19 protein-coding genes are annotated in these 24,617 nt (G+C 71.8%); 6 read left to right on the top strand and 13 right to left on the bottom strand.

Annotated features, from left to right (window positions below):
• The first annotated feature begins 202 nt into the window (after window positions 1-202).
• A complete protein-coding gene (dapA, locus tag GT755_RS16185) occupies window positions 203-1,120 on the top strand; it encodes a 4-hydroxy-tetrahydrodipicolinate synthase (RefSeq protein WP_161480517.1) in 918 nt (305 codons plus the stop codon).
• A gap of 38 nt (window positions 1,121-1,158) precedes the next feature.
• Entirely contained in the window at window positions 1,159-2,844 is a 1,686-nt protein-coding gene (locus GT755_RS16180) for a ribonuclease J (RefSeq protein ID WP_161480516.1), read from the top strand.
• A 270-nt stretch (window positions 2,845-3,114) separates the two neighbouring features.
• Here the strand turns inward: GT755_RS16180 and GT755_RS16175 are convergent, their stop codons facing one another.
• Together GT755_RS16175 and GT755_RS16170 are read right to left on the bottom strand one after the other, a co-directional pair.
• Window positions 3,115-4,677 carry an MFS transporter gene (locus GT755_RS16175; RefSeq protein WP_161480515.1) on the bottom strand — a complete coding sequence of 521 codons (1,563 nt, stop codon included), beginning with the start codon at window positions 4,675-4,677 and terminating at the stop codon, window positions 3,115-3,117.
• A gap of 86 nt (window positions 4,678-4,763) precedes the next feature.
• Window positions 4,764-8,000, bottom strand: coding sequence for an AfsR/SARP family transcriptional regulator (locus GT755_RS16170; RefSeq protein ID WP_161480514.1), 3,237 nt, complete (start codon window positions 7,998-8,000; stop codon window positions 4,764-4,766).
• Between the two features lie 40 nt (window positions 8,001-8,040).
• Between GT755_RS16170 and GT755_RS16165 the strand changes: the two genes are divergently transcribed.
• Window positions 8,041-8,553: a DUF402 domain-containing protein gene (locus GT755_RS16165; RefSeq protein WP_328794360.1), complete on the top strand. Its 513-nt coding sequence runs from the start codon at window positions 8,041-8,043 to the stop codon at window positions 8,551-8,553.
• Here the strand turns inward: GT755_RS16165 and GT755_RS16160 are convergent.
• From GT755_RS16160 to GT755_RS16150, 3 genes are read right to left on the bottom strand one after another with little or no spacing between them, the layout of a single operon-like run.
• Window positions 8,543-10,051: an MFS transporter gene (locus tag GT755_RS16160; protein WP_161480512.1), complete on the bottom strand. Its 1,509-nt coding sequence runs from the start codon at window positions 10,049-10,051 to the stop codon at window positions 8,543-8,545. The two genes, GT755_RS16165 and GT755_RS16160, sit on opposite strands and share 11 nt — an antisense overlap.
• Window positions 10,052-10,072: 21 nt before the next feature.
• The gene (locus GT755_RS16155) at window positions 10,073-11,335 is read right to left on the bottom strand and encodes an RNA polymerase sigma factor (protein WP_285578732.1); all 1,263 of its coding nucleotides are present in this window, start codon (window positions 11,333-11,335) and stop codon (window positions 10,073-10,075) included.
• Between the two features lie 4 nt (window positions 11,336-11,339).
• Window positions 11,340-11,681 (bottom strand): YciI family protein, encoded by a 342-nt coding sequence (locus GT755_RS16150; RefSeq protein ID WP_161480511.1) that lies wholly within the window; start codon window positions 11,679-11,681, stop codon window positions 11,340-11,342.
• Window positions 11,682-11,816: 135 nt separating this feature from the next.
• On the opposite strand from GT755_RS16150, the gene GT755_RS16145 reads away from it, so the two are divergent.
• Entirely contained in the window at window positions 11,817-13,220 is a 1,404-nt protein-coding gene (locus tag GT755_RS16145) for an aldehyde dehydrogenase (NADP(+)) (protein WP_235966700.1), read from the top strand.
• A 55-nt stretch (window positions 13,221-13,275) separates the two neighbouring features.
• Here the strand turns inward: GT755_RS16145 and GT755_RS16140 are convergent, their stop codons facing one another.
• The 8 genes from GT755_RS16140 to GT755_RS16105 all read right to left on the bottom strand — a co-directional run bounded on the left by GT755_RS16140 (window position 13,276) and on the right by GT755_RS16105 (window position 22,471).
• Window positions 13,276-14,523 carry a pectate lyase family protein gene (locus GT755_RS16140; protein ID WP_161480509.1) on the bottom strand — a complete coding sequence of 416 codons (1,248 nt, stop codon included), beginning with the start codon at window positions 14,521-14,523 and terminating at the stop codon, window positions 13,276-13,278.
• A 138-nt stretch (window positions 14,524-14,661) separates the two neighbouring features.
• A complete protein-coding gene (locus GT755_RS16135) occupies window positions 14,662-15,951 on the bottom strand; it encodes an ABC transporter substrate-binding protein (protein WP_161480508.1) in 1,290 nt (429 codons plus the stop codon).
• A gap of 5 nt (window positions 15,952-15,956) precedes the next feature.
• Window positions 15,957-17,918 carry a DUF6807 family protein gene (locus tag GT755_RS41125; protein ID WP_161480507.1) on the bottom strand — a complete coding sequence of 654 codons (1,962 nt, stop codon included), beginning with the start codon at window positions 17,916-17,918 and terminating at the stop codon, window positions 15,957-15,959.
• Window positions 17,915-18,991 carry a mandelate racemase/muconate lactonizing enzyme family protein gene (locus GT755_RS16125; protein WP_161480506.1) on the bottom strand — a complete coding sequence of 359 codons (1,077 nt, stop codon included), beginning with the start codon at window positions 18,989-18,991 and terminating at the stop codon, window positions 17,915-17,917. Before GT755_RS16125 ends, GT755_RS41125 begins: the two co-directional genes overlap by 4 nt.
• Window positions 18,988-19,842: a 5-dehydro-4-deoxyglucarate dehydratase gene (locus GT755_RS16120; RefSeq protein WP_161480505.1), complete on the bottom strand. Its 855-nt coding sequence runs from the start codon at window positions 19,840-19,842 to the stop codon at window positions 18,988-18,990. Before GT755_RS16120 ends, GT755_RS16125 begins: the two co-directional genes overlap by 4 nt.
• Window positions 19,843-20,727 carry an NAD-dependent epimerase/dehydratase family protein gene (locus GT755_RS16115; RefSeq protein WP_161480504.1) on the bottom strand — a complete coding sequence of 295 codons (885 nt, stop codon included), beginning with the start codon at window positions 20,725-20,727 and terminating at the stop codon, window positions 19,843-19,845.
• Complete coding sequence (locus GT755_RS16110; protein ID WP_161480503.1) at window positions 20,727-21,596, bottom strand: carbohydrate ABC transporter permease; 870 nt, start codon at window positions 21,594-21,596, stop codon at window positions 20,727-20,729. Before GT755_RS16110 ends, GT755_RS16115 begins: the two co-directional genes overlap by 1 nt.
• On the bottom strand, window positions 21,593-22,471 hold the full coding sequence (locus tag GT755_RS16105; RefSeq protein ID WP_161480502.1) for a carbohydrate ABC transporter permease: 879 nt from the start codon (window positions 22,469-22,471) through the stop codon (window positions 21,593-21,595). Before GT755_RS16105 ends, GT755_RS16110 begins: the two co-directional genes overlap by 4 nt.
• Window positions 22,472-22,700: 229 nt before the next feature.
• On the opposite strand from GT755_RS16105, the gene GT755_RS16100 reads away from it, so the two are divergent.
• Window positions 22,701-23,696 (top strand): LacI family DNA-binding transcriptional regulator, encoded by a 996-nt coding sequence (locus GT755_RS16100; protein WP_137251968.1) that lies wholly within the window; start codon window positions 22,701-22,703, stop codon window positions 23,694-23,696.
• Window positions 23,674-24,615, top strand: a complete 942-nt coding sequence (locus GT755_RS16095; RefSeq protein ID WP_161480501.1) for an aldose epimerase family protein — start codon at window positions 23,674-23,676, stop codon at window positions 24,613-24,615. Before GT755_RS16100 ends, GT755_RS16095 begins: the two co-directional genes overlap by 23 nt.
• The last annotated feature ends 2 nt before the right edge of the window (window positions 24,616-24,617 follow it).

Below are 24,617 nucleotides of genomic sequence, written 5' to 3'. Positions count from 1 at the left end.
GGCTGCATGTCAACGCGGGAAAATAAGTTCCAAGAGTCTGTAACGCGGCCGTAAGACGGCTCGATTGAGGGATAGAGGCCGCTGATGTGTGTACCCCCGAGCACATATCGGCGGCCTCTTTCGTGCCCGGAGGCCCACGCCGTTATCCACAGGCGGGGTGGCGGGGTCCACCGTTTGGGCGGATCCGGGTACCGTTCGGTCTATGGCATCGCCAACTGGAACCTCTGACGCCCCCTTCGGCCGCATGCTGACCGCGATGGTGACCCCTTTCACCGTCGACGGAGCCGTCGACTACGACGCGGCGCAGCGCCTGGCCGGCTTCCTCGTCGACGAGCAGCGCAATGACGGCCTCGTCGTGAGCGGAACCACGGGCGAGAGCCCCACGACCAGCGACGAGGAGAAAGAGCTCCTCGTCCGGGCCGTGGTCGAGGCCGTCGGAGACCGGGCCTTCGTGATCGCGGGCGTCGGCACCTACGACACCGCCCACAGCGTGAAGGCGGCGAAGGCGGCCGAGCGGGCCGGGGCCCACGGGCTGCTGGCGGTGACGCCTTATTACAGCCGTCCGCCGCAGGAGGGGGTCTACCGCCACTTCGCGGCGATCGCCGACGCGACCGAGCTGCCGGTGATGCTCTACGACATCCCCGGGCGGTCGGTCATCCCCATCGCGCGTGAGACGCTGATCCGGCTGGCCCAGCATCCGCGGATCGTCGCGGTGAAGGACGCCAAGGCCGACTTCCACACCACGTCCGAGGTCATGCTCGCGACCGACCTGGCCTTCTACTCGGGCGACGACGCGGTGAACCTGCCGTGGTTGTCGATCGGGGCGGCCGGGTTCGTGAGCGTGATCGGTCACGTCGCGGGGGCCGACCTCGCGGAGATGATCAAGCGGTATCGCCAGGGTGACGTCGCGGGGGCCCGCGAGATCCACCTGCGCCTGACCCCCGTCATCTCGGGGATCATGAACCAGGCCGGTGGGGCGATCATGGCGAAGGCCGCACTGAGACTTGTCGGCCAGGAAGCCGGTCCGAGCCGGCTGCCGCTGGTCGAGGCAACACCAGAACAGATCGCGCTGCTCCGCGCCGACCTCGTCGCGGGCGGCCTGAAGGTCATAGGAGATTGAGTGCTGCTGGCTACACCCCATGATCACGGGGTGCGTGCATGAGTCATCCCCATCCGGAACTCGGCCCGCCTCCGCCGCTTCCCGAAGGAGGGTTGCGGATCGTCGCCCTGGGCGGGCTCGGGGAGATCGGCCGCAACATGGCGGTCTTCGAACACGAAGGCCGCCTGCTGATCGTCGACTGCGGGGTGCTGTTCCCCGAGGTCGACCAGCCCGGAGTCGACCTGATCCTGCCCGACTTCGAATACATCCGCGACCGCCTCGACCAGGTCGAGGCCGTCGTGCTGACCCACGCCCATGAAGACCACATCGGCGCGGTGCCCTACCTGCTGCGCGAGCGGCGAGACATCCCGCTCGTCGGGGCGAAGCTGACCCTCGGGCTCATCGAGGCCAAGCTCACCGAGCACCGCATCCAGCCGATCACGGTCGAGGTCGTCGAGGGGGAGCGGCGCCGGTTCGGGCCGTTCGAGCTCGAGTTCTTCGCGGTCAACCACTCGATCCCCGACGCGCTCGCGGTCGCCGTGCGGACCCACGCCGGCATCGTGCTGCACACCGGCGACTTCAAGATGGACCAGCTGCCGATGGACGGCCGGCTGACCGACCTGGGCGGGTTCGCCCGGCTCGGCGCCGAGGGCGTCGACCTGCTGATGTCCGACTCGACCAACGCCGAGGTGCCCGGGTTCGTCACCAGCGAGCGCGACATCGCGCCCGTGATCGACGACGTGATCCGGGTGGCCGACAAGCGCATCATCGTGGCGTGCTTCGCGTCCCACATCCACCGTGTGCAGCAGGTCGTCGACTCGGCCCAGAAGCACGGCCGCAAGATCGCCCTCATCGGGCGGTCGATGGTCCGCAACATGGGCGTGGCGCGTGAGCTCGGTTATCTCAAGGTGCCGGCCGGGATCCTGGTCGACTCGCGGGAGATCGAGGAGTGGCCGCCGGAAGACGTGGTGCTCATCTGCACCGGTTCGCAGGGTGAGCCGATGGCGGCGCTGTCGCGCATGGCCAACCGCGACCACCCGATCCGCATCGCCGAGGGCGACACGGTGCTGCTGGCGTCGTCGCTGGTCCCGGGCAACGAGACGGCCGTCAACAAGGTCATCAACGGGCTGACCCGGTGGGGCGCGAAGGTCGTCCACAAGGGCAACGCGCTGGTCCACGTGTCGGGTCACGCCGCCGCCGGGGAGCTGCTCTACGTCCTCAACGCCACCAAGCCGTCGAACTTCATGCCGGTCCACGGCGAGTGGCGGCACCTGCGGGCCCACGCGCGGCTCGCGCGGCTCACGGGGGTGCCCGAGGAGAACGTCGTCATCGCCGAAGACGGGGTCGTGGTCGACCTGGTCGACGGGCAGGCGAAGGTGGTCGGCGCGGTCCCGGCCGGCTATGTCTTCGTCGACGGCACCTCGGTCGGCGACATCACCGAGGTGGCGCTGAAAGACCGGCGCATCCTCGGCGACGAGGGCTTCATCTCGATCGTGGTGGTCGTCGACTCGACCACCGGCCGCCTCACGGGCGGTCCCGAGATCACCGCGCGCGGATCGGGCATCGACCCCGACTCCCTCGACGCGGTGATCCCCCAGATCGAGAAGGCGCTCCAGGAGTCGGCCGCGGCCGGGGTGGCCGACGTGCTGCAGATCCGCCGCGTCGTCCGCCGAACGGTCGGCCGCTGGGTCAGCGACACCTACCGCCGCCGGCCGATGATCATCCCGGTGGTCGTCGAAGCCTGACGCGCGCAAGGCCCTTCCCGCTCGGGAAGGGCCTTTTTGCTCCGTTACGGCTCCGCCCACCCCGGCACCGCCCGCCGCCCCCGCCTCGCCCCGCAACCGGCGCTCCTCAGCCGCTCCGGCCCGACCTCGCGACGACCGAACTCCGGCCCGACTTGGGCCGGATCAGGGAGGAGGCGACTCAGCGACGGGCCGGTCCGGCAGGAGACGGCCGGTCCCCATGAACGAGAGAACGGCCCTTCCCCCGTAGAAGGGCCGTTTTCGGGTGGTGGGTCAGCCGACCGGTTCCTCGACGCGGCCGGTGTCGTCGAGGATGACCTCGGGGATCTCCTTCGGGGTGCCGCGCAGGGCCCACAGGCACGCTCCAGCCAGGACGATCATCGAGACCGCGCCGATCACGAGGGTCGTTTGCATCGAGTCGACGAAGGTGCGCTGGGCGGCGTCCAGGAGCTGGGTGCCCAGTGGGGAGGGGAGCTGGGAGGCCACGTGCACGGCGCCGCCCAGGGACTCGCTGGCCACGTCGGCCGCCTCGGCGGGGATCCCGGCCGGGACGGTCAGGTTGCCGGTGTAGAGGCCGCCCAGGACGCTGCCCAGGACGGCGATGCCCAGCGCGCCGCCGACCTCGGTCGCGGTCTCGGAGATCGCGGAGGCGGCTCCGGCGCGTTCGCGGGGGACCGAGGCGATGATCGTGTCGTTGGTCACGGCGAAGGTGAAGCCCATGCCGGAACCGGCGACGATCATCGAGAGCAGCATGAAGCCGTAGCTGGTGTCGACGTCGATCAGGCCGTAGAAGAAGAAGCCGACCGAGGTCAGGAACAGGCCCAGCGCGACTGTCTTGGCCCGGCCGATCGCCATGATCAGGGTGCCGGCCAGGCCGCCGGCGACGGCGGCGCCGACGCCGCCCGGCAGGCCCGCCAGGCCCGAGATCAGGGGAGACCAGCCACGCACGAGCTGGAAGTACTGGGCGAAGGCCACCGAGATCGACAACGTGCCGAAGATGACGGCGACGTTGGCGCCGACGGCCCCGGAGAACGCGCGCACCCTGAACAGCCGCACGTCGATCAGAGGCTCGGCCAGCCGGGTCTGGCGGCGGACGAACACGATCATGGTCATCAGGCTGATCGCGGTGGAGATCCAGACCGCCGGCTCGGCGATGCCGTCGTGGGCGGCGACCTTGAAGGCGTACACGAACGAGATGACGCCGACGATCGACAGGGGGACGCTGACGACGTCGAGGCGGCCGGGGTTCGGGTTGCGCGACTCCGGCAGGACGACGGCGCCGACCGCGACCAGCACGACCGTGATGGGGACGTTGATCAGGAACACCGAACCCCACCAGAAGTGGTCGAGCAGGGCGCCGCCGACCACCGGGCCGATGGCGAAACCGAGGGCCGAGACGCTGCTCCAGATGCCGACGGCGGCGGTGCGCTCCTTCGGGTCGGTGAAGACGTTCCGGATGATCGACAAGGTCGACGGCATGATCGTCGCCCCGGCCACGCCCAGCAGCGCCCGTGCGGCGATGAGCAACTCCGGGGTGGGCGCGTAGGCGGTCAGCGCGGAGGCGGCGCCGAACGCGACCGTGCCGATCAACAGGAGCTTCTTGCGTCCTATCCGGTCGCCGATGTTGCCGAAGGTGATCAACAGGCCGGCCAGGGCGAAGCCGTAGACGTCCAGGATCCAGAGCAGTTGGGTCGCGGACGGGGTCATGTCCTCGACCAGCTTGGGCGTGGCCAGGTGGAGAACGGTGAGGTCAAGGGCGAGCAGCAGCATGGCGAGGCACGAGATGACCAGCGTGCCCCACTTCTTCCCGGCGGCGGCGGGGGTGGTGGAAGTCATGACATCAGGGTGGGCCGGGCCGCTGACCTGCGGCTGACCACCCGCTGACGCCGCTGACGGCACGCTGACCGGTCGCTGACGCCCGCTCAGCCGGGCGGGGCGAGTTCCAGCACGACCGGGATGAGCCGGTCCTTCGGCATCGCCAGGCCCCTCGCGTGGGCGGCGGCATAGGTGGCCTCGCCGAGCACGGCGCGGCAGCGGGCGGCCAGGCGGATCGGGTCGGGTTCGTCGCTGGGCAGGCCCTCGCGCAGGGCGGTGCTGATGCCGAGGAGGGCCGCCGCGCCCGCCGGGTCGTCGCGGAGGAAGACCGCGCCGGCCAGGCCCTCGGTCACGCGGGCGGCCTGGAGGCGGTTGCGCTGGACGTACACCGACGACAGGGCCTGGCGGTGGTGGTGTTCGGTGCGGTCGGGGTCGCCTTCGGCGTAGGAGATCCAGCCCAGGGTGAGGTTGGCGGCGACGCGGATCTCGTCGAGGCTGAACCAGTCGCCGCCGCATTCGGCCAGGACCTGTTCGGCCAGTTCGCGGGCCTCGTCGAGGGAGCCGTGGAGGCGGGCCAGGTCGGCCAGGCCGATGTGGGCCCGGCCGATCATCTCGACCGCGCCGGCCTCGCGGGCCAGGTCGGCGGCGCGGGTGAAGTCGGCGTGCACCTCGGCGTGGACCTCGGCGTGCAGGGCCGGGCCCGAGCGTTCGGACAACACGAGCCGGTTCTGGGCCCGGCGGCACAGCAGCTCGGCGATGTCGACGGTGGTGCCGAGCGTCTGGAGGAGGCCGAGGGACCGGTCGATGAGGTCGAGGGCCTCGGCGCGGCGGCCGGTCCACTCGGCGATCTCGGCCAGGCCGGTCGTCGTCATCGACATGCCCCAGCGGTCGCCGATCGTGGTGAACCCGGCCAGGGCCGGGAGGAGGTTCTCCTCCGCCCGCACGTGGTCGCCCTCGAACAGGGCCAGCAGGCCCCAGCCGAACCGCGACAGGGAGCGGGTCCACGGGTCGAGCTCGAAGGTGGCCTGGACGGCGATCAGGTCGTCGGCCGCCGCCGGATCGGGCGGGCCCACGGCCTGTGACCAGAGCACCCAGAGCAGCGGCTGCCGGTGCGGCGCCCGGAAGCCGTCGAGCCAGTCGCCGACACGGTCGAGGTGGGCGCGCAGCACGGGGTCGGCGACGCCGCCGACGACGGCGCTCAGCACGCACACCGCGAACTCCTCGGACATCTCGGGCTGCGGGCCGAGCCGGGCCAGGAGTTCGAGGGCGGAGGCGATCGACTCGCTGCGCAGGCCGCGCAGCCACCAGTAGCCGGTCAGGCCGGAGTAGAGCAGCAGCGCGTCGGCCGGAGGGGCGTGGCGGAGGGCGGCCAGCATGTTCTCGTGGTCGGCGTCCATGCGGCGCAGCCATTCGAGCTGGTCGCCGGTGCGCAGGTGGGGGTCGGCGGCCAGCGCGAAGTCGCGGAACCAGGCGGCGTGGGCCTGCCGGAACCGCTCCTCCTCGCCCGCTTCGGCGAGTTGTTCGGCGCAGAACGCCCGGATGGTGTCGAGCATGCGGTAGTGGGTGCCGGCGACCTCGATGAGCGACTTGTCGGTCAGGCCCGCGAGCAGGTCGAGCACGTCGTGCCGGGGCAGCCCGCAGACCTCCTGCGCCGCCTTGAGCGTCGCGCCGCCCCGGAAGACGGTCAGGCGGCGGGCGAGCGTGCGTTCGTCGTCGTCGAGCAGGTCCCAGCTCCAGGCGATGACGGCGCGCAGGGTGCGGTGCCGGGGTTCGGCGGTCCGGCTCCCGCGCGCCAGCACCGCGAACGGGTCGGTGGCGTCGGCGATGTCGGTCACGGGCAGGGTGCGGACCCGGGCCGCGGCGAGCTCGATCGCGAGCGGCAGCCCGTCGAGGGCGCGGCAGATCCTGATGACGGCGTCGAGTTCGCCGGGGTGGGCCGACTCCCAGAAGCCCGGTCGCACGGCGGCGGCGCGCTCGGCGAACAGGCGTACCGAGGGATAGGAGAGGGCGTCGGCGGGATCGACCCCCGACGGCGGGAGGGCCAGCGGCGGGATCGGGCAGAGCCGCTCGGCGGCGATGGCGAGGGGCTCGCGGCTGGTGGCCAAGATCCGCAGCCCCGGGCAGGCGGCCAGCAGCCGTCCGGCGAACCCGGCGGCGGCCTCGACGAGGTGCTCGCAGTTGTCGAGCACGATGAGCATGGGGCGGTCGCCGATCCCGGCCACGATGCGGTCGACCGGGTCGGCTACGGGCTGCGCGCCCTGCTTGAGCAGCCGTCCCTCCCGCAGGCCGAGCGTGCTGAGCACGGCCTGCGGCAGCTCGGCGGCGTCGGCCATCGGGGCGAGCTCGACGAAGTAGACGGGGGCGGGGGCGTGCGCGCACGCCTCGGCGGCCAGCCGCGTCTTGCCGGTGCCGCCGGGGCCGGTCAGGGTGACCAGCCGGGCGGCGGACATCATCTCCCGGATGGCGGCGAGCTCGGCCTCCCGGCCGACCAGCGCGGTGAACTGCACGGGCACCCCGACACGCTCGGGCGTGGTGTCACGAGATGCCGCGCCAGGCGGGGACGGGCGCGGCTCCTCGGCGGTGGAACGGCCGGACGTGTCGTGGCCGGGGGCCGCTCGGACCGGTCGTGCCGCTGGTCCCGGCGCCGCCGCTGGGTCGTCACCGCGCAGCACCGACAGGTGGGCCGCCGTCAGCTCCGCCGACGGAATCGTGCCGAGTTCCTCGTCGAGGAGGCGGCGGGCCTCCTCGTAGGCGGCCAGCGCCTCGGCGGGGCGGCCCACGGCGGCCAGGAGCCGGATGTGGCGGGCCCGCAGGCCCTCGTGCAGCGGGTGGCGGCTGATCATCTCGGGCAGGCCCGGGACGGAACCGGTCCCGGTCAGCAGGGCGGGGGTGGCCGGCTCGGTGTCGAGCAGGCCCAGGTAGGCGGTCAGGTGGAGTTCGGTCAGGCGGGCGGCGGCGCCGTGCAGCGTCTCCGGCAGGCCGTCGAGGGCCGGGCCGCGCCACAACGCCAGCGCCTCGGCGAAGCGGCGTTCGGCCGTCAGGCGCTCGAAGCGGAGGGCGTCGACGTCGCCGGGGTCGGTGTCGAGGCGGTAGCCCGCGGGGGTGTGGGCGATGTGGCCGCCCAGCGCGGTGCGGAGCCGGCTGACCTGGGCCTGGAGCGCGTTGGCGGCCCCGGCGGGGGGCGTGGCGCCGTAGAGGACGTCGATGAGGCGGGAGGCGGGGACGACCTTGCCGGCGTCGAGGGCGAGGGTGGCGAGGAGGGTGCGTCCGCGCGGGCCGGTGAGCTCGACGGGGGTGCCGTCGTCGCGGCGCACGTCGAGGGGGCCCAGAATGCCGAAACGCATACCTCCGATTCTGTCGCACCTTCCGTTAGGGTCGGATGGCGTGACGGACCTGGCGATCGTTTACCGCAAGTACGACGAATCCCTCCACTGGAACTTCCCCGGCGTCCTCCTCGGCGAAGACGAGCACGGCGTCTGGACCGGCCACCGCAAGGGCATCGTGGGCCGCAAGGGGCACGAGCCGAAGTTCGTCTACGACTTCCCGTTCGTCATGCTGTTCCCGCGGAACGCCTGGTGGACGGCCTCGTTCAACGCCTACCCCCACCAGACCGAGGTCTACGTCGACGTGACCACCGTCCCGGTCGTCTCCGACGTCGACATCACGATGATCGACCTCGACCTCGACGTGATCCGCAAGACCGACGGGCGCATCTTCCTCGACGACGCCGACGAGTTCCAGGAGCACCAGGTGCGGTTCGGTTACCCGCCCGACGTCGTCGAGCAGGCCGAACGCGCCGCCGAATGGCTGATGGACGCGGTCACCGAGAGGCGGGAGCCTTTCGGGCGCGTCCATCGGGGCTGGCTCGACAAGCTGGAGGGGCTCGTCACACGCTGACGAGCTCCCGCGCCTGCTCCTCCTCGGCGGCCGGCGCGCTCATGGCGGGCAGGTGCCGGAAGGCCACGCCGACCAGCACGGCCAGGGCGGCGAAGACCACGGTGCCCGTCCCGGCCACCACGACCAGGCCCGAGGTGAAGGCCGCGCGGGCCGCCTCCAGCACCTGCTCGCCGGCGGCCCCGCCGATGCGCTGCGCGGCGAGCGCGGCCTCGGTGATGCCCTGGCGGGCCTGCTCGTCGGAGACGGTGATCGACGAGCGGTAGACGTAGGTGGCCAGGCTGCCCAGGGTGGCGATGCCCATGGCGACGCCGAACTCGCCGCCGGTCTCCGACAGGGACGCCGCCGAACCGGCTTTCTCCGGCGGGGCCGAGGCCATGATCAGGTTCATCGTCAGGGCCATGGTGGGGGCGATGCCGATCCCGGCCAGCGACAGGCCGACGACCACGGTCGCCACGCTGGTCTGCGTCTGGACGAACATGCCCGCGGCCGCCACCAGCAGCCCGGCCGCCATCAGGTGGGCGGGCCGCACGCGGGCGGCCAGGCGGGGCGCGATCGTCATGCCGGCGGCCATCGCGACGGCCTGCGGGATCATCCACATCCCGGCCTCGAGCGGCGACAGGCCGGCGACGCTCTGCAGGTAGAGCGAGGTGACGAGGGTGATGCCGGCCATCACCACGCCGAGGGCGAGCGAGGTGCCGAGGGCGCTGCCGAACGAGCGGTTCAGGAAGAGTTTCAGGTCGAGCAGCGGGCTGGTGAGGCGTCCCTGGCGGCGTACGAAGGCGAATCCCGCGAGGAGCCCCGCGGCGACCGCGGCCAGGGAGGCGGCGCTCACGCCGGTCCGGGCGATCTCCTTCAGGCCGAAGACGACCGGGAGGATCGCGGCCAGCGACAGGGCGACGCTGGTCAGGTCGAGGCGGCCGGCCTGCGGGGCGCGGTGTTCGGGCAGCAGGACCGGGCCGACCACCAGCAGCAGCACCATCACCGGCACGCCGAGCAGGAACGCCGACCCCCACCAGAAGTGGTCGAGCAGCGCGCCGCCGACCAGCGGGCCGAGGGTCATGCCGCCCATGAAGCAGGAGAACCAGACGCCGATCGCGGCGGCCATCTCCTTCGGGTCGCGGAACATGTTCCTGATCAGGGCCATCGTCGACGGCATCAGCGTCGCCCCGGCCACGCCGAGCAGCGCGCGGGCCGCGATGAGCATCTCCGGGCTGCTCGCGTAGGCCGCCGCCACCGAGCAGAGCCCGAAGGCCGCCGCGCCGATCAGCAGCAGCCTCCGGCGGCCGATCCGGTCGCCGAGGGTGCCCATGGTGACCAGGAACCCGGCGAGCATGAACGAGTAGACGTCCAGGATCCAGAGCTGCTCGGTGCCGCTGACCCCGAGGTCGCGGCTGAGGTGGGGGAGCGCCAGGTAGAGCACGCTGACGTCGAGTGACATCAGCAGCGTCGGCAGGGCCAGGACCGTCAGGCCGAGCCATTCGCGGCGGGTCGCCTTCATCGGGGGTCTCCTTCTTCTCGTCTACCCTCCCGACGAACGCCCCTCCGCCGAATCGACAACCTCGGCGAGACGGATTTCGAGGAATTCCCTTTCGGCGTCGTTGTCGGCCAGCGCGACGGCGGCGCGGTAGGCGTCGGCGGCCTGGCCGAAGCGCGACAGGCGGCGCAGCAGGTCGGCCCGGACCGCCGGAAGGTAGTGGTATCCGGCCAGCCGGTCGTCGGTGGCGAGCAGGTCGACCTCCTCCAGAGCCTTCTCCGGGCCGTCGACCATGGCGACCGCGACCGCCCGGTTCAGGGCCACCACGGGGGAGGGCCAGATTCTCAGCAGGACGTCGTACAGCCCGACCACCTGCCTCCAGTCGGTCGCCTCGGTGCTCGGGGCGACGGCGTGCAGCGAGGCGATGGCCGCCTGGACGGCGTACCGTCCCACCCGGCCGGTGCGGAAGGCGGCCACGGCCAGGTCGCGGCCCTCGGCGACGGCGGCCCGGTCCCACAACGAGCGGTCCTGGTCCTCCAGGACGACCAGCCTTCCCCGGGCGTCGGTCCGCGCCGCCCGCCGGGCGTCGGTGAGCAGCAGCAGCGCCAGCAGGCCGCGGACCTCCGGCTCGTCGGGCATGAGGGCCAGCAGCATGCGGGCCAGCGCGACGGCGCGCTCGACCAGGTCGGCGCGGACCAGGTCGGCGCCCGAAGGGGCGGTGTGGCCGGTCGTGTAGAGAAGGTGGATCACCGACAACACGGCGTCGAGCCGCTCGGGCAGGTCGGCCGCGGCGGGCACCCGGTAGGGGATGCGGGCCGCGGCGATCTTCTTCTTGGCCCGGGTGAGCCGGGCGGCCATGGTGGGTTCGGACACCAGGAAGGCGCGGGAGATGTCGGGCGTGGCGACGCCGCACACCAGCCGCAGGGTCAGCGCCACCTGGGCCTCGCGGGCGAGCGCCGGGTGGCAGCAGGTGAAGATCAGGCGGAGCCGGTCGTCGGGGATCTCGTCCGTTTCGTCGGTCGTCACATTCATATCCGCGTCCGGTTCGACGAGCAGGGGCATCTTCGCGCGGAAGACCTTGTCCCTGCGCAGCAGGTCGAGCGCCTTGCGTTTGGCCGTCTGGGTCAGCCAGGCGCCCGGTTTCCTCGGGACGCCGTCGCGCGCCCAGGCGTCCAGGGCGGCGATGTAGGCGTCCTGGACACATTCCTCGGCGAGGTCGAGGTCGCCGGTGACGCGCGCCGTCGCGGCGAGCACGAAGGCCCACTCACGGCGGTGCGCGTCGGCGACCGCCTCTTCGACGTCGTTCACCCGTTCACTCGGCGGGCGGCGTGAACAGCGGGCGGACTTCCACGCCGCCGTCGATGCACGCCGGGTTGGCCTTGGCGACGGCCAGGGCCACGTCGAGGTCGGGGGCCTCCAGGATGAAGAACCCGGCCACGACCTCCTTGGCCTCGGTGAACGGGCCGTCGGTGACGACGTCGCCGCGGATCGAGGTGGCGGTGGTGCTGGGCTGGAGGCCGAAGCCGGTGACGATGGTGCCGCCCAGTTCGGCCACCTTCTGGCCGTAGCCTTCCAGGAGGGCAAGGTAGTCGGGAGTGAGGTCCATCGGGTCGGCCGGAGCGGGCGAGTGGATGATGACGGCGTACTGGGGCATGGGGATCTCCTTGATCGTTTTTTCGTTACCTTCGCCTATCCGACGACCGGAGGTTCGCGAAATCGACAACCCGCCCCGAAGATTTTTCCGGCTCCCTGTATAAAAATGTTACATAGTACAAACCGGAGGATTTCGATGATCAACGAAGCCGCCCGTGCCGGGGAGGTCTGGCGCACCCGCCCGGCCGCCGAGCGCGCCGACGTGCTCGACCGGGTCGCCGACGCGCTGCTGGCCGCCGAAGACGACCTCTGGCCGGTCGCGGCCGAGGAGACCTCGCTCGGCGAGGTGCGGCTGCGCGGCGAGATCGCCCGCTCGGCGATCCAGTTCCGGCTGTTCGCCGGGGTGCTGCGCGACGGCGGGCACGTCGAGGCGATCATCGACCACGCCGACCCGTCGGCGACCCCGCCCAGGCCCGACGTGCGGCGCATGTTCCAGCCGGTGCCCGGTGTGGTCGGGGTGTTCGCCGCCTCCAACTTCCCCTTCGCGTTCTCGGTCGCCGGCGGCGACGTGGCCTCCGCCCTGGCGGCGGGCTGCGCGGTCGTCGTCAAGGCCCACCCCGGGCACCCGGTGTTGTCGCGGCGGGTCGCCGAGGTGATCCGCGCGGCCCTGCCCGACCCCGACCTGCTCGGGCTGGTCGAGGGGTTCGACGCCGGCAGGGAGCTCGTGCAGCACCCGCTCGTGTCGGCCGTCGGGTTCACCGGCTCGCTGCGCGGCGGGAAGGCGATCCAGGCGCTGATCGACGAGCGGCCCGACCCGATCCCGTTCTACGGCGAACTGGGCAGCGTGAACCCGGTGGTCGTGCTGCCCTCGGCCCTGTCCGACCCGGTCCGCCTCGCCGAGGGCTTCGCCGCCTCCCTCACCCTCGGGGTCGGGCAGTTCTGCACCAACCCCGGCCTGCTGTTCGTGCCCGACGACGCCGAACTGCTGAAGGCAATCACGGCCGCCGTCTCGGCCACCACCGGCGGCCCGATGTTGACCCCCGCCATCTGCGAGGGCTTCGAGTCGGGCGTCTCCCGGCTCGACGGGCGCCTGACCGAGCTGGCCCGCGGCCTGGCCGGCCCGGCCGAGGGCGCCGTCGCGCCGAGGGTGCACACCGCCGACCTGACCACCTTCTCGATGGGCCTGCCCGAGTTCGCCGAGGAGACCTTCGGGCCGTCGGCGATCGTGGTGACGTACAAGGAGATCTCCGACCTCCCGGAGGTGCTCCGCGACCTGCCCGGCTCGCTGACGGCCACCGTCCACTCGGCCGATCCGGTCGAGGCGGCCCCGCTGGTGCCCGAGCTGGCCCGGCTGGCCGGCCGCGTCATCTGGAACGGCTGGCCGACCGGCGTCGCCGTGACGTGGGCCATGCACCACGGCGGGCCGTGGCCCGCCAGCACCACCCCGATGCACACCTCGGTGGGCGCGACGGCGATCCGGCGCTGGCAGACCCCCGTCGCCTACCAGGACCTGCCCGACGCGCTGCTGCCGCTCGAACTGCGCGAGGACAACCCGCTGGGCGTCCCGCGCCGGGTCGACGGCGTTCTGTCGGCCGGGTAGGGCATGCCGGTGACGGTTCCACGCCTCCCGCAAGTCGAGGCGTGGAACCGCCGGTCTAGGCGATCTCGCCCGCGCCCGCGTGTCTCGACACGTCCTTGTGCACCTCCGAGGCCGGGTCGACGCCCGTGTGCAGCGTCGGGGTCCAGCCCGCGTCGGCGCCCAGGTCCGGGTCGTTGGCCGCGTTGTAGGCGGCGATCGGGTCGAACGGGGTGACCGTGCCGCCGACGCGCAGCAGGTCGCCCCTGGCCGTCAGCGTGGTGCCGCCCCAGTTGTAGAGGATCTTCGCCGGGTCGACGCCGCGGCCCAGGCGGTAGAAGTTGTTCTCGCTGTAGATCTGCGACTGCACGCCGACGCCGAGCGCGTAGACGAAGGACGCCGGGTCGTACACCTCGTAGTAGTTGTTGTAGACGTGCACCTGGCCGAACCTGACCCGGGGCAGCCGCTGGAGGGTGTTCTCGAAGTGGTTGTGGTGGACGGTGACCCGGAGTTTCCCGAGGTCCTGTGACGGGTTGTTGGTCGAGCCGATCAGCATCGTCTTGTCGTGGCCGGTGAAGCGGTTCCACGACGCGGTGACCAGGTCGCTGCCGCTGGTGATGTCGAGCTGGCCGTCGTGCACCTGCCACGGGCGGCCGAAGTGGACCGGCTGGGCGCTGTCGGGGTTGGCGCCGTCGGTGAAGGTGTTGTGGTCGACCCACACGTGGGTCGAGCCGGTCAGTGAGATGTTGTCGTAGAGGGAGTTCCAGTTGCCCTCGGCGCCGTCGAGCGGGTCCCACTGGGGGAAGCAGTCGTGGGCGTCCTCGAACGTGATGTTGCGGATGATGACGTTGTCGGCCTTGTCGACGTGCAGGTTGACGCCCTTGATGCGGGCGGTCCTCCCCTCGCCGACGATCGTGGTGTTGGAGCCGACCTTGAGCTTGATGTGGGCGGTCTGCCGGGCGGCCGAGGCCGCGCGGGCCTCCTCCAGCGGTCCCGAGGGGTCGACGCGGCCCCAGGTGGCGGGGTCGTAGGCCTGGAGGTAGGCGTCGAGGGAGTAGCCGCCGGTCGTGTACGACGAACAGGGCAGGTTACCGTCGATCGTGCCCCTGATCTTGATGATCTTCGGGCTGGGCGCGGAAAGGGCGGCCACGAGCTGGTCGCGGGTCGAGACGGTGTGGACGTTCGCGGCGGGCGCCGCCGAACCGCCGGTGGTGCCGGCGCCGTGGGAGCCCCAGCCGTCCCCGGGCCCCAGCACCTGCCGTCCCGGATCGGGGCCTGGCCCGGCCAGGATGCCGGCCGTCAGGGCGAAAACGAGCATGCTGCGCATACGGGTGTCTCCTGGTAAGCGAGACGCGGACGGCCGAAGGCCGGCCGTGGCTCGCGTCATGAATCTGCCTGAAAGAACAGAGAGAGCCCGTACGGCTCCCGCCAGGTCAGGAGGCGGGAGACGTACGGGAGAACGGGATCAGCCGCCGTTGCGCTGCTTCCACTTGGCCTGGGCCTCGGTCAGCGCGGTCGCCATGCCGTCGAGGAACTCCTTGGCCGAGAGCTCCCCGAGGAGCACCTTCTGGAAGTTCGGCTCGGCGTCGGTCTTGGTGATGGCGTTGAACTCCGGCAGGTGGTAGGGCATCTGCACGACCGTCGTGGCCGGGTCGTTCAGCACGTCCAGAGCCGCCGAGACGTGCTGGCGTTCCTTGATCCACGGTTCGGAGTTCACCTCGGTGTTGGCGGGCAGCACGCCCGTCTTGTCGGCCCAGTAGCTGTTCATCGCCTTGCTCGCGGCGAACGTGGCGAACGCCAGCGCGGCGTCCTTCTTCTCGCCGCTCGCGAACAGGCCGATGCCGGCGATCGGGTTCGACAAGACCGCGCGGGGGGCGCCGTCGGCCGGGCGGAAGACGGGCAGCGCGGCGACCTTGTCGGCGCCGAGCGTCTTCACGTGGTCGTTGTAGGACCCCAGGTTGTGCTGCATGACCGCGATCGAGCCGCCGTCGAACTGGGCGACCATCTTGGCGTAGTCGTTGGTCGCGTCGGCCTCGGGCGTGCTGGTCTTGAACAGGCCGGCCAGCCGCTCCAGCGCGGCCACGTTCTTGGGGTCGTTCACCGTCGAGACGCCGTTCGCGTCGAACATCGCGGGGATGCCCGACTGGCCGTACAGCACCTCCATGGCCTGGGCGATCGAGCCCGCGCCGCCGCGGATGGTGAAGCCGTAGCGGTTCTGCGGCTTGTCGGTGAGCGCGGCGACCGCGTCGAAGAACTGGTCCCACGTCTCGGGCGGGGTGATGCCCTTCTCCTTGAACCAGTCGGTGCGGTACCAGAAGACCCCCATGTTGGTGGACATCGGCACCATGTACGTCTTCCCGTCGGGCACCGTCGACTTGACCGAGTTCACCACCTGCTCGTTCAGGGGCAGGCCGGTCAGGTCGACCGGGTCGAGCGCTTTCTGCGCCACGAGGTTGGCCAGCATCGCCGTCGACACGCCGCCCACGTCGGGCAGGCCGCCGCCGGCGATGGCGGTGTCGTACTTCTGCTGGACCTGGGCGATCGGGATGCCCACGTACTCGACCTTGATCTTCGGGTTGGCCTTCTGGAACTCGGCGATGATGTGCTGCCACACCGGCGTGCGGGCGGGGCCGCCGTTGTCGTCCCAGAAGGTGATGGTGGTCGTGCCGTCGCCGGACGGGGCGGGGTCGCCGCCGCATCCGGTCATGGTCAGACCGGCGCCTATCAACAGGGCACACAGCAGGCGTCTGGCCATCGTGTCTACCTTTCTCGTTGGATGTCCCCGATGTCTGTGACCAGATCGGCGGCCTCGGCGGGAGTGAGGCGGCCGTCGGCGATGATGGTGACGATCCGGCGGGTCAGCCCGCGCTCGACGACGAGCGGGACCTCCCAGGCCAGCGCCGGTCCGGCGCCCGGATACTCGTCGACGCGCACGAACCACGGGTCGGCGTCCTGGACGAAGATCAGCGTCCAGTCGTCGGCCGACATCGCCAGCCACGGCGCGCGGCTGCCGTGCGGCTCGTCGTCCCACGCGGTGAACGCGGTCCGGTCGGCCGACGCGCCGGGGGCCCGCCAGAAGAAGCCGCCGTACCCGGCGCCGGCGCGGCCCTTGGTGGCCGAGCTCTCGATGGTGAGCGGCTCGCGGGTGAGGTTGGCCAGCGTGAACTCCACGTCGAGGGCCCAGCCCCGGCGCAGCGGGCGGGCCGTGACCCGGCGGGTCTCCTCGATGAGGTCCAGGCCGTCGACGCCGGTCCAGCGCAGGGTCTCGGTGAAGCCGTGCTCGTCGCGGCGGGTGAACGCGACGTGGTTCTGCACGCCGTGGTTGTTCAGCCAGGTGGGGCCGCGGCCCCGGACGTAGGTCCGGCCGCCCCAGAAGTTGCGGCCCGACACGTCGGCGACCGCGATCGAGGCCCCCAGGTGGTGGACGTGGTCGGCCGGGTTGACCTCGGTCACCGGGACGCCGGCCAGCGTCCGCACCGGATGCAGGTAGGGGCGGGGCGAGAGCGTGGTGGCCAGTTCGGGCCGCCAGTTGTACTCGGCGACCACCCGCCCGGCCGCCTTCAGCACCGCGCGCGGGGCCGCCCACGGCACGTCGAGCTCGGAGAACAGCGCCAGGTGCTCGGCGCTGCGCGCGGTCAGGTTGGCGACGCCGGGGATGGTGCGGCGGACCACGACGCCGTTCTCGTGCTCGATCTCCTGGTGGGCGTCGGGGATCGGCAGCGGGTCGGGCGCGAGCCGGATCTCCTCCAGCACCCGCATGAACGCGCCCGTCCGGTGCAGCGGCACCAGCAGCGGCACGCCGTCGCGGACGTGGGAGAGGAGGTTCTCCAGCAGGTCGGCGCGGGCGTAGGTGGTGGTGGACACGCCGCGCGCCCGGCTCTCCACCCGCACCTGGTCCAGGGTGTACGTCAACGTGATCCGCCCTTCGGTGCCGTGGACGGTCACGTAGGGCTCGTGCCTGCGGTCGGCCGTGAGGGTCACCGCGATGGTGATCGGCGGGCCATCCGACAGGCGGATGCGCAGGCAGGAGGTGTCGTCGGCCTCGATCGGGTTGGCGTGGAACAACTCCGCGTCGATGCCGGCGACGTCGTCGGCCGCGCCCTTCCCGGCCACGGCCAGGGCGGTCGCGACGGCGTGCGCGAACGGGTTGGTGAGGGCGCCGTCCATGACGTCGACCCGCCCGGCGCGGCGTCTGCCCGCCCACGCCGAGCGGGTGAAGTAGGCCGAGGGGCGCTCCCAGGCGCCGGCGACGCCGATGCCGCGCACCCGGCCGATGACGCCCTCGGCGACAAGGCGGCGGATCGCGGGTATCGCCGCCGAGCCGAGGCTCTGGAACCCGACCTGACAGGCCAGGCCGGTCCGCCGGACGGCCGTCCCGATCTCGTGGAACCCGGCCAGGGTCGCGGCGGGCGGCTTCTCCAGCAGCAGGTGCGACCCGGCCTCCAGCGCGCGGATCGCCAGGTCGCGGTGGGTGTGGATGGGCGTGACGAGGATGGTCACCTCGGCGCCGGTCCGTTCGATCAGCCGCCCGAGGTCGGCCGACTGCTCGGGGTCGCCGAGCCCGCGCAGCAGGCCGGGCTCGATCTCCCGTACGTCGCAGACGCCCGCCAGCCGGACCTGCCCGCCGCCGGCCAGGCGCCGCAGGTTCTCCAGGTGCCACCAGCCGTGGCCGTAGGCCCCGGCCAGGACCACCGGGACGGTTCGTGTGGTGGTGCCGTTCATGATCGGCCCTCCAGGGCGCTCGGAATCTGCCTGGAAACGAAGCGCAGGCCATGACCTGAGTGGGTGCCGACCCGGGCCCCGCCGGGGCCGAGTTCGACCGGCGGCGGCCCGTCGAGCAGGCCGAGCGCGGCCAGGGAGGCGTCCTCGACGTCCTCGACCATGCACGGCAGCGGGAGCGCCAGCGCGAGCTGCGCCGACAGGTCGGGCAGCAGGTGCGGGAAGGTGGGCACGCCGTGGACGCGGGCCAGTTCGGCGATGCGCAGCAGCGGGGTGACGCCGCCGACCCTGACGACGTTGGGCTGCACGACGTCGACCGCCTCCAGCAGGGCGCGGAATTCGTGGACGGTGTAGAGGCTCTCGCCGGCGGCGATCGGCACGTCCACCGACTCGCGCAGCCGCCGCAGCCCGTGCAGGTCGTCGGCGGGCAGCGGCTCCTCGACCCAGGTGAGCCCGAAGGGCTCCAGCTCCCGGATCATCGCGCGGGCCCGGAAGAGGTCCCAGCGCTGGTTGGCGTCGACCATCAGCGAGGTGCCCGGCCCGAGCACCTCCCGGACGGCGGCCACCCGCTCGACGTCGTCGTCGCGGCCCACCTTGATCTTCACGGCGGGGTAGCCGATCCAGCGCCGGGCCTGCTCGACGAGCTCGCCGAGCGGGTAGTGCCGGTTCACCCCGCTCGCGTAGACGGGCACGGTGTCGCGGCGGCGGCCGATCGTGTCGGCGAGCCCGAGCCCCTGGCCCGACGCCCGCAGGTCCCACAACGCGATGTCCACCGCCGCCATCGCGATGGTCGTGACGCCGCCGCCGCCCGCTTCGCGCAGGTGCCGCCACAGGTGGTCCCAGACGACCTCGGGATGCGGCGGCAGCCCTTTCACGAACGCGGCGATGTCGTGGTCGAGCAGGGCGGTCACCGCCGCCGCCCCGATCGAGGGGGTCCAGGAGAAGCCGGTGCCGGTCCGCCCGTCGTCGAGGACGAGCGTGCAGGCGATCACGTGGTTGTACGGCACGTCGGGCCCCCACGGCCGGGGCAGGTCCGCCCGCAGCGGGAGCGTGTGCAGGCCCGCGATCCGCGTCATGTCAGCTCAAGCCCGATCTTGATGAGGCGGTCGAGCTCGGCCAGGTGGTCGGGCGCGAGGTCGGCCAGCGGCGGCCGGACCGCCCCGGCGTCCAGCCCGCGCAGCCGCACCCCGGCCTTGACCAGCGAGACGGCGTACCCGGCGACCTTCGACCTGAGCTCCACGAGCGGCACGTAGAACTCCCCGAGCAGCCGCTCGTTCCCCGCGCGGTACGCCATCGCGATCTCCGGCGCGAACGCGAACACCGCGGAGGAGTACAGGCCGACCCCGATCGCCCGGTAGGCCGGCATGGTCAGCTCGGCCGTCGGCAGCCCGTTGAAGAAGGTGAAGTCGCGCCCGTCCATCGCCCGCACGATCCGCTGCATCCGGTCGATGTCCCCGACGCCGTCCTTCAGCCCGACGACGCCCGGGATGGCGGCCAGGTCGAGCACCTCCTGGGGCGAGAGCACCAGGTGGTCGCGGGCGTAGAGGATGACCGGCACCCCCTCGGCCGCCACCGCCCGCACGTAGTCGGCGTAGCGGGGGCCCCGGGCGGCGGGCGGCAGCAGCAGCACCCCGTCGGCCCCGGCCTCCCGCGCGGTGCGGGCGTGCCGGAGCGCGGCCCCGAGCGGCCCGCCGGCCCCGGCGAAGAGCGGCACCCGCCCGGCCGTCTGCTCGGCGGCGACCGCGACGACCCGCGCGTGCTCCTCCTCGGAGAGGGAGGAGAACTCGCCGGTGCCGCACGCCGCGAACACCGCGCCCGGCCCGTGGGCCAGGCCGCCGCGCAGGTGCTCGGCCAGCATGCCCTCCGCCACCCGGCCATCGGCGTCGAAGGGGGTGACGGGGAAGAAGAGAACCCCGCTGAGGTCCATTCAGATGTCTCCCATCTCGGTACGCCAGCTCCGCTTGGCCTGCCAGCCGAGCAGCCGCCCGGCCTTGGCCGCGGAGAACGCGGGGGAGGTGCCCGTCAGCACGGCGGCGTGGCCGGCCGTCGACGGCATCACCTGGGGGAGCAGGTCGGCCAGCGGCTCCCTGGCCAGCGCGTCGGACGCCCCGGCGAAGAACACCTCGCCGCTGGGCACCTCGTGCATCCGGTCGACGAGGGTCAGCACCAGGTCTGCGGCGTCGCGCGCGTCGACGTAGTTGAACAGCGACACCCCGGCGACGCCGGGCCGGTCGAGCCGCTCCCTGATCGTGTGCCCCGACTGCGTCGGCGCGCCCTCCCACTCCTCGGGGGCGACCACGAAACAGGGCCGCACCGCCGCGAAGTGCGTGCCGGTCCCCGACCGCGCGAACGAGGCCATGACCTGCTCGGCCACCAGCTTGGACACCGCGTAGGCGTTCCACGGCCGGGTCGGATGGTCTTCGTCGATCGGCAGGTAGGACGGCGTCCACCCTCCGGGCGCGCCGTAGCCGATGACGGTCGGGCTGGAGGCCACGACCACCCGGCCGACCCCGAGCGCCGTCGCCGCGTCGCACACGTTGAAGGCCAGTTGCGTGTTGACCCGGAAGGTCAGCCCGTCCGTACGCGAGAACGGCGTCGCGACGGCGGCGAGGTGGACGACGGCGTCGGGCCGGAACCGGCTCATCACCCCGAACGCCTCACCGGGATCGGTCAGGTCGGCCGGCAACCACAGCGCCTGCGGGGGAGTGCCCGCGACCGTGTCGATGCCGACCACCTCGTGGCCCGCGTCGGCCAGCGCCGTCACCACGCTGCGCCCGAACCGGCCGGCGCTGCCCGTGACCAGAACTCTCATCAGCCCTTCACCGCCCCCGCCGACAGGCCCTGCACGAGATAGCGCTGGATGACCGCGAAGACGAGCACGACCGGCACCGCCGCGACCACGCCGCCGGCGGCCAGCGCCCCGAAGTCGGCGCTGAACTCGCCGATCGTGAACGCCAGCCCGACCGGCAGGGTGAACTTGTCCTGCTCGTTCACGAACATCAGCGCGAAGAGGAAGTTGTTCCAGGAGTGGATGAACGCGAACGACCCGACCGCGACGAGCGCGGGCCGCAACATCGGCAGCACGACCGCGAAGAAGCCGCGCAGCCGCGAGCAGCCGTCGACCCAGGCCGCCTGTTCCAGCTCGATCGGGATGTTCTTGACGAATCCGCTGATCAGGATGAGCGACAGCGGAAGCTGGAAGACGGTCTCGGCGATCACCAGCGCCCACAGCGAGTTGACCAGCCCGAGCGTCCGGAAGATCTCGAACAGCGGGATCAGCATCATCGCGCCCGGGATGAACTGGGTGCAGAGCATGCCGACCAGGAACGCCTGCCGGCCCCGGAAGTCGTAGCGGGCCAGGGCGTAGCCGCCGGCCAGGGCGATCACCGTGGTCGAGATCAGCGAGGCCACGCCGACCAGCAGCGAGTTCTGGAAGAAGACCGAGAACCCCATGCCGGTCCACACGTGTTCGAAGTTGTCGAGCGTGACGGGCCACGGCAGCAGCGAGTCCGAGCCGCGCGGCCGGAACGCGAAGACCACCATCCAGTAGAAGGGGACCAGCGTGAACAGCAGGTAGAGGCCCAGCGGCAGGTAGATCTGCCAGCGGCTCACCCGGTTCGCGGGTTTTCGGGTGATCGGCGGCGCCGCTTGCGCGACGGGCCGGATCAGGGTCGTGGTCACGAGCGGGCTCCGAACTTGCTCAGCCTCAGATAGGCGATCGAGAAGAAGGTCAGCACCAGGAACGCGGCCGTGGTCAGCGCCGAGCCGTAGCCGAAGTCGTGCGACTGGACGGCCTTGGCGGCCACGTAGAGCGGCAGGGTCGTCGTCTGGTGGGCGGGACCGCCGCCGGTCAGCGTGTAGAGCAGGTCGACGTTGTTGAACTCCCACACCGCGCGGAGCAGGGTGGACAGGATGATCGCGTCCTTGAGGTGCGGCAGCGTGATGTGCACGAACCGGCGGATCCGGCTCGCGCCGTCGACCGACGCGGCCTCGTACAACTCGCCTGAGACCGTTTGCAGGTCGGCGAGCAGCAGGATCGCGAAGAACGGCACCCCGCGCCACAACTCGGCGACCACCGCGGCCGCGAACACCGTCGACGGGTCGGCCAGCGGCGCGGTGTCGTAACCGCCGACGCCGATGTCGGCGAGGTAGCGGAAGATCCCGGTCGAGGGGTTGTAGAGCAGGATCCAGATCCCGGTCGTGAGCACCCCCGACACCGCCCACGGGGAGAACACCAGGGCCCGCGAGATCGCGCGGCCGATGAACGTCTCATTGACGATCAGGGCCAGCGCCAGCCCGAAGAGCAGCTGCAGCACGACCTCGACGACCACCCACTTCACGCTGAACCCGAGGCTCTGCCAGAACAGCGGGTCCTCGAACAGCAGGACGCGGAAGTTCCCCAGGCCGGCGAAGCCGTTGTCCCAGGGCTGGGTGACGTCGTAGTGCTGCAGGCTGTAATAGATCACGCTGCCCATCGGGTAGACGAGGAACCCGAGCATCGCGATCACCGCCGGGGCGATCAGGACATAGGGGGTGCGCGACCGTGCGACACGCATGGCCGTGACTCCTTAGAAGAGGGGCCGGGGAAGCGAGACACGTGATACTGCAACCGGTTGCACGAAACATTCCCTTCACTCGTCGGAAACGTCAAGGGGTCAATTTGGAGGAGGCCTTTCCGCCTTGACACTGATGCAACCGTTTGCATTAATTCTCGGCAGAGCGGGACGCGGGCGACCGTGGTCCGCGTCTGGGACCTGCCCTGGAGACAGGGAGGAGAGGAGCTCCGTGGCAGCGACGATCCGTGACGTGGCGCAGGCGTCCGGGGTGCATGTGTCGACCGTCTCGCGCACGTTCTCGGCGCCGCACCTGGTCAACACCGAGACCAGGAACAGGGTCCTGGCCGCGGCGGAGGATCTCGGCTACCGGCCCAACCGGGCCGCCCGCGCCCTGACCACCGGGCGCACCCACAACCTCGGCCTGATCGTGGCCGACATCGCCAACCCGTTCTTCTCCCACCTGATCAAGGGCGCCCAGGCCCACGCCCGGACCCGCGACTACCACGTGTTCGTCGCCGACACCGACGAGGACCCGCAGGTCGAGGAGGAGCTCATCCAGACGCTGGCCAAACAGGTCGACGGCGTGCTGCTGTGCTCCCCGCGGCTGTCCAACCGGGTCATCGAGAAGCTGCGCGAGGACGTCCCGTTCGTCGTGGTCAACCGGCGCATGAAGGGCATGTCCAACGTGCTGATGGACGTCGGCAGCGGCGCCCGCGAGGCCATCGGCCACCTGGTGTCGCTCGGCCACCGCCGGATCGCCCTGCTGGCGGGCCCGGCGGGGTCGTGGACGTCCAGGGAGATCACCGACGCGGCCCACGCGGTGCCCGGCATCGACCTGACCGTCTTCGGCCCCAACTCCCCGACCGAGCACGGCGGCCTGGCGCTGGCCGAGGCGGTCGCGTCGGCCGACGTGACGGGGGTGCTGGCCTACAACGACCTGATGGCGATCGGCCTGGTCGAGGGCCTGACCGCTCTCGGCGTCGAAGTGCCCGGCCGGGTCAGCGTGGTCGGCATAGACGACATCGTGGCCGGGCGCGTCAGCCGGCCCAAGCTGACCACGGTCGCCATGCCCGCCGAAGCCGCCGGGCGGACCGCCGTCGACCTGCTGCTCCAGCTCGTCGGCGCGGGGGAGACGGCCACTCCGGCGCTCGCCACCCTGGCCACCAACCTGATCATCCGCGACTCGACGGGACCGGTGAGGCGTGAACTTCGGACAGACCCCTGAGGGCGAGAAGGTCGAACGGCATGTCCTGACCGGCGGCGGCCTGACCGCCGCGGTGCTCACCTACGGCTGCGTGATCCAGTCGCTGGAGGTCGACGGCGTCGACGTCGTGCTGGGCTGTGACACCCTCGGCGACTACCTGACCCGCAGCCGTTACTTCGGCGCGGTCGTCGGCCGCTACGGCAACCGCATCGCCGGCGGCCGCTTCGACCTCGACGGCACCACCTACCGGCTGGCCCGCAACAACGGCACGGCCGCCCTGCACGGCGGCGTGCGCGGGTTCGACAAGCGGGTCTGGTCGGCCTCGGCGGCGGCCGACACGATCGTGCTGCGGCACGTGAGCCCCGACGGCGAGGAGGGCTACCCCGGCACCCTGTCGGTCGAGGTCACCTACACCCTGGCCGCCCGTGCCCTCCGCATCGACTACGCCGCCGTCACCGACGCCCCGACCGTGCTCAACCTGACCAACCACAGCTACTTCAACCTGGCCGGGGGCGGCGACGTGCTCGGCCACGTGGTGACGATCGACGCCGACGCCTACACCCCGGTCGACGAGCACAAGATCCCCACGGGGGAGCTGGCCCCGGTCGAGGGCACCCCGTTCGACTTCCGCTCACCCGCTGCCGTGGGCGCGCGGATGGGCGGTGCGTACGACCACAACTACGTGCTCAACCCCGGCGGGCTGATCCGGGTCGAGTGCGGCGACCGGGTCATGGAGGTGGCCACCGACCAGCCGGGCGTGCAGTTCTACGCCGGCGGCATGCTCTCACCCGAGCTCACGCCCTACGGCCCCCACGCCGGCCTATGCCTGGAGACCCAGCACTTCCCCGATTCGCCCAACAACCCGGGCTTCCCCTCGGTCGTGCTCCGGCCGGGCGAGGAGTTCCGGTCGTGGACGGAGTATCGCTTCCCCATACGCTAGTG

The organism is Herbidospora solisilvae (assembly GCF_009901565.1).
Lineage (GTDB): Bacteria > Actinomycetota > Actinomycetes > Streptosporangiales > Streptosporangiaceae > Herbidospora > Herbidospora solisilvae.
The sequence above is the reverse complement of the archived record's forward strand: the minus strand, read 5'-3'. Positions and strand labels throughout refer to the sequence as shown.